12 tRNA genes and 1 rRNA gene are annotated in these 1,260 nt (G+C 52.0%); all 13 read left to right on the top strand.

The features are described 5' to 3' along the window. The first annotated feature begins 2 nt into the window (after nt 1-2). Nucleotides 3-119 (top strand): 5S ribosomal RNA (gene rrf, locus ACLIJJ_RS26845). Between the two features lie 7 nt (nt 120-126). After that, a tRNA-Val gene (locus ACLIJJ_RS26840) sits at nt 127-202 on the top strand. A gap of 6 nt (nt 203-208) precedes the next feature. Continuing rightward, a tRNA-Thr gene (locus ACLIJJ_RS26835) sits at nt 209-284 on the top strand. An 18-nt stretch (nt 285-302) separates the two neighbouring features. Beyond that, nucleotides 303-378: transfer RNA gene (locus ACLIJJ_RS26830), tRNA-Lys, on the top strand. A 4-nt stretch (nt 379-382) separates the two neighbouring features. Continuing rightward, a tRNA-Leu gene (locus ACLIJJ_RS26825) sits at nt 383-467 on the top strand. Between the two features lie 17 nt (nt 468-484). Further along, nucleotides 485-559, top strand: a tRNA-Gly gene (locus ACLIJJ_RS26820). 16 nt (nt 560-575) lie between these two features. Further along, a tRNA-Leu gene (locus ACLIJJ_RS26815) sits at nt 576-664 on the top strand. A gap of 18 nt (nt 665-682) precedes the next feature. Next, nucleotides 683-759 (top strand) — tRNA-Arg (locus tag ACLIJJ_RS26810). 4 nt (nt 760-763) lie between these two features. Continuing rightward, nucleotides 764-840, top strand: a tRNA-Pro gene (locus tag ACLIJJ_RS26805). A gap of 22 nt (nt 841-862) precedes the next feature. Further along, nucleotides 863-938 (top strand) — tRNA-Ala (locus ACLIJJ_RS26800). 22 nt (nt 939-960) lie between these two features. Further along, nucleotides 961-1,037: transfer RNA gene (locus tag ACLIJJ_RS26795), tRNA-Met, on the top strand. Between the two features lie 20 nt (nt 1,038-1,057). After that, a tRNA-Ile gene (locus ACLIJJ_RS26790) sits at nt 1,058-1,134 on the top strand. A 9-nt stretch (nt 1,135-1,143) separates the two neighbouring features. Further along, nucleotides 1,144-1,236: transfer RNA gene (locus tag ACLIJJ_RS26785), tRNA-Ser, on the top strand. Nucleotides 1,237-1,260: the final 24 nt, after the last annotated feature.

Raw genomic sequence — 1,260 nt, 5'->3', positions numbered from 1 at the left:
AGTCTGGTGGCGATAGCGAGAAGGTCACACCCGTTCCCATACCGAACACGGAAGTTAAGCTTCTCAGCGCCGATGGTAGTTGGAGGTTCTCCTCCTGTGAGAGTAGGACGTCGCCAGGCATACAATGGAGGATTAGCTCAGCTGGGAGAGCATCTGCCTTACAAGCAGAGGGTCGGCGGTTCGATCCCGTCATCCTCCACCATAATAAGCCGATGTAGCTCAATTGGTAGAGCAACTGACTTGTAATCAGTAGGTTGGGGGTTCAAGTCCTCTCGTCGGCACCATTCTTTGTAAAACGAGATGAGTCATTAGCTCAGTTGGTAGAGCATCTGACTTTTAATCAGAGGGTCGCAGGTTCGAATCCTGCATGACTCACCATTATGCGGGTGTGGCGGAATTGGCAGACGCACTAGACTTAGGATCTAGCGCCGCAAGGCGTGGGGGTTCGACTCCCTTCACCCGCACCATTTAATTTAATACACAAGCGGAAGTAGTTCAGTGGTAGAACACCACCTTGCCAAGGTGGGGGTCGCGAGTTCGAACCTCGTCTTCCGCTCCATTTTTTAAAAAACAATGCCGGGGTGGCGGAACTGGCAGACGCACAGGACTTAAAATCCTGCGGTAGGTGACTACCGTACCGGTTCGATTCCGGTCCTCGGCACCATTGTTACTTTAAAAATTAGCGCCCGTAGCTCAATTGGATAGAGCGTCTGACTACGGATCAGAAGGTTATGGGTTCGACTCCTTTCGGGCGCGCCATATACGGGAAGTAGCTCAGCTTGGTAGAGCACTTGGTTTGGGACCAAGGGGTCGCAGGTTCGAATCCTGTCTTCCCGACCATGTATGTTACTCCATAAAAATTGGGGCCTTAGCTCAGCTGGGAGAGCGCCTGCCTTGCACGCAGGAGGTCAGCGGTTCGATCCCGCTAGGCTCCACCAATTTTAATTAATACTGAATAATGGCGGCGTAGCTCAGCTGGCTAGAGCGTACGGTTCATACCCGTGAGGTCGGGGGTTCGATCCCCTCTGCCGCTACCATATTATTTAGGAACTTGTTTGGACCTTTAGCTCAGTTGGTTAGAGCAGACGGCTCATAACCGTCCGGTCGTAGGTTCGAGTCCTACAAGGTCCACCATCATATCGAGGAGGAATACCCAAGTCCGGCTGAAGGGATCGGTCTTGAAAACCGACAGGCGGGTCAAACCGCGCAGGGGTTCGAATCCCCTTTCCTCCTCCATTTTTGAAGTATTTGAATATTATT

Source organism: Niallia laureatilytica (genome assembly GCF_046613985.1).
Lineage (GTDB): Bacteria > Bacillota > Bacilli > Bacillales > Cytobacillaceae > Niallia.
The sequence above is the reverse complement of the archived record's forward strand: the minus strand, read 5'-3'. Positions and strand labels throughout refer to the sequence as shown.